The organism is Desertihabitans aurantiacus (assembly GCF_003344635.1).
GTDB lineage: Bacteria > Actinomycetota > Actinomycetes > Propionibacteriales > Propionibacteriaceae > Desertihabitans > Desertihabitans aurantiacus.
Genome location: NZ_QPKK01000330.1, coordinates 1 through 3,524, shown reverse-complemented (window position 1 = coordinate 3,524; position 3,524 = coordinate 1). Strand labels below are relative to the sequence as shown.

2 protein-coding genes are annotated in these 3,524 nt (G+C 76.6%); both read left to right on the top strand.

All coding sequences use genetic code 11. From position 1 onward, the window contains the following. The coding region (locus tag DVA66_RS18315) for a RecB family exonuclease (RefSeq protein WP_157974119.1) at positions 1-973 on the top strand (973 nt) is incomplete at its 5' end. Next, positions 970-3,524 (top strand): ATP-dependent helicase (locus DVA66_RS18310; RefSeq protein WP_198671928.1); only part of this gene is annotated, 2,555 nt, incomplete at its 3' end. The genes DVA66_RS18315 and DVA66_RS18310, both read left to right, overlap by 4 nt.

Here is a 3,524-nt window from a genome sequence, read left to right as displayed (position 1 = left end):
GCCCGCGCTGCGCGAGGCGGCCGCCGTCCGGCTGGCCCGGCTGGCCGACGCCACCGACGACGACGGGCGTCCGGTGGCCGCCACCGCCGAGCCCGGCCGCTGGTGGGGGATGGACGAGCTCACCCGGGCCGAGCGGCCGGTGGCGGCGCAGACCGCGCCGGTGCGGGTCTCGGGCAGCTCGCTGGCGGCGCTGCTGGAGTGCCCGCGGCAGTGGTTCCTCACCCGGCGGGCCCGCGCCGAGCCGGGACGCGGGACGGCCGCCAGCGTGGGCTCGGTGGTGCACGTCCTGGTCGAGCACGCCGCCCGGGAGACGATCGGGGCCACCGACGTCAGCGCCCAGCTGGACCGGGTCTGGAGCCAGATCGGCTTCGACGCCAAGTGGATGGAGGCCGGGGAGCGGCTGGAGGCCGAGCTGGCGCTGGAGCGCTACTTCGGCTGGGCCGGCCGCGCCACCACCCGCACGCTGCTCGGCACCGAGGTCGGCTTCGAGGTCGAGGTGCCGGTCGGGGCGGAGCGGGTGGTGCTGACCGGTTCGGTCGACCGGCTCGAGCTCACCGCCGACGGCCGGCTGCAGGTGGTCGACTTCAAGACCTCCCGCCGCGCGGTGCGCCCGGCCGAGGTGGCCTCGATGGACCAGCTCGGCGTCTACCAGCTGGCCGCCCAGCACGGCGCCTTCGACGCCGTCGCCCCGACCCGGGCGCTGGCCGGGGCGGAGCTGGTGTTCCTGCGCCAGCAGGACGGCGACGGCGAGCCGTACCCGGTGGTGGTCTCCCAGCCCTCGCTGGACGAGCAGCCGCACCCGCCCGGCTCCGGGCCGCAGCCGTGGCCGACCTGGGTGCACGGCCGGCTGGCGCAGGCCGCCGCCCTGGTGCGCGCCGAACGGTTCGACGCCCAGGTGGGGGAGTCGTGCCGCTGGTGCGCGTTCACCGCGAGCTGCCCGGCGGTCAGCCGGGGCGGGCAGGTGGTCCGGTGACCCTGCTGGGCACCCCCGCTCCCCGGGCGCTGACCCCGCGCCGGCTGAGCGGGCCCGACGACCTCTGCGAGGCGCTGGGGATCGCCTTCTCCGACCAGCAGCTGGAGGCGGTCACCGCGCCGCTGGAGCCCGGCGTCATCATCGCCGGGGCCGGGTCGGGCAAGACCACCGTGATGGCGGCGCGGGTGGTCTGGCTGGTCGGCACCGGAGAGGTCCGGCCCGAGCAGGTGCTCGGGCTCACCTTCACCCGCAAGGCCGCGGCCGAGCTGTCCACCCGGGTGCGGGCCGCGCTGTCGCGTGCCGGGGTGCTCGACACCAGCGGCGTGGACGAGGCCGGTGAGCAGGTGATCATGACCTACGACGCCTTCGCCGCCCGGCTGGTGTCGGAGCACGGCCTGCGGATCGGGGTGGAGTCCGAGCCGACCATGATCACCGGCGCCACCCGCTACCGGCTCGCCTCCCGGGTGGTGCGCGCGGCGGCCGGGCCGTTCGAGCAGATCAGCCGGTTCCGCCCCGGCACCGTCACCGACCGGGTGCTGCGGCTGGACGCGGAGATGCGCTCGCACCTGGTCGAGGCCTCCGACCTGGACGCCCACGCCCGCGAGACGCGGCTGGCGCTGGCCGAGGCCCCGCTGGCCCGCGGCGGACGTCCCTACGCGGCGGTGCGCGCCGCCGGGGTGCGGCTGGAGGAGCGGCTCGAGCTGGCCAGCCTGGTCCGTGACTACCAGGCGCTCAAGGAGCGGCTCGGGGTGGTCGAGTTCGCCGACCAGATGGCGGTCGCTGCCCGGCTGGCCGCGGAGGTGCCCGAGGTGTCGGAGCAGCTGCGCTCCCAGTACCGGGTGGTGCTGCTGGATGAGTACCAGGACACCTCCTCGGCCCAGGCGCGGCTGCTGCACGGGCTGTTCTCCGGCACCGACGCCGCCGACGGCCGCGGGCACCCGGTGACCGCGGTCGGCGACCCGTTCCAGGCCATCTACGGCTGGCGGGGGGCGGCGGCCAGCAACATCACCGCCTTCGCCGACACCTTCCGCACCCGCGACGACCGGCCGGCGCGGTCGTTCGCGCTGACGGTGAACCGGCGCTCGGGGCAGACGATCCTCGACGTGGCCAACGTGCTGGCCGTCCCGCTGCGCAGCGGCGACACCCGCGTCGACCTGACCGACACCATCCTGCGGGCGCCGGAGAGCGCGGGAGCGGGCCAGGTGCGGGCCGCCACCTTCGACACCTGGCCGGAGGAGGTGTCCTGGATCGCCGAGCAGGTGGTGGCCGCACGGGAGGCCGAGGAGGTGGCGGCCTGGTCCGACATCGCCGTGCTGACCCGGCGCAACGCCGACATCGCCGCGCTCTACGGCGAGCTGACCAGCCGGGACGTGCCGGCGGAGGTGGTCGGTCTCGGCGGGTTGCTGACGCTGCCGGAGGTGGCCGACGTGGTGAGCACCCTGGCGGTGCTGGACGACGTCACCGCCAACCCCGACCTGGTGCGGCTGCTCACCGGCCCGCGGTGGCGGATCGGCGCCCGCGACCTGGCCCTGCTGGGGGCGCGGGCCCAGGAGCTGTCCACCGAGCGGGCGGGCCGGCCGGGCGGCACCGGGGTGGACGCCGTGCTGGACGCGCTGGACGAGGCGGTCGCCGAGGTCGACCCGACCGAGATCACCAGCCTCGCCGACGCCCTGGCCGACCCCGGGGACGGCCCGTACTCGGAGGAGGCGCGGCAGCGGTTCGCGCGGCTGGCCGGCGAGCTGGCGGCGCTGCGCGCCCACGTCGACGAGCCGGTCCTCGACCTCACCCGGCGGGTGGTGGGCGCGCTCGGGCTCGACGTCGAGCTGGTCGCCACCCCCGAGCTGGACCGCTCCCAGCGGCGCAACCAGCTGGCCGCCTTCCTCGACGCGGTCGCCGGCTACGTCGACGTCGACGGGGACGCCTCGCTCAGCGGGCTGCTGGCCTACCTGCGGGCCGAGCTGGAGCAGGGCACCGGGCTGGACCAGGCGGTGCCCTCGGACGCCGACGCGGTCAAGCTGCTCACCGTGCACCGCGCCAAGGGGCTGGAGTGGAGCCAGGTGTACCTGCCCGCACTGGTGGAGGGGGTCTTCCCCAGCGACCGGGTCACCGACAACTGGGTGACCAACCCGGCCGTGGTGCCCGCCGAGCTGCGGGGCGACGCCGACGCGATCCCGCAGCTGGAGGAGGTCAGCAACGCCGCCTTCACCAGCTATGCCCAGGACCTCAAGGCCGAGACGCTCAAGGCCGAGGACCGGCTGGCCTACGTGGCCGCGACCCGGGCCAAGCGGGTGCTGGTCGGCTCGGTGCACCGCTGGCGGGAGGGGGTGCAGAAGCCGCGGAGGCCCTCGACCTACTTCACCGCGATCCGCGCCGAGGCCGAGCGGCAGGGGCGGCTGCTGCACGTGGCCCCCGACCCCGAGCCCGGGGCGGTCAACCCGCTCACGGTCGAGGCGACCCCGGTGCCCTGGCCGGCCCCGCTCGACCCCGACGCGTTGGCGCGCCGCCGTGAGGCCGCCCGCGCCGTGGCCGCGGCGCGGGAGCGGTTCCGGCG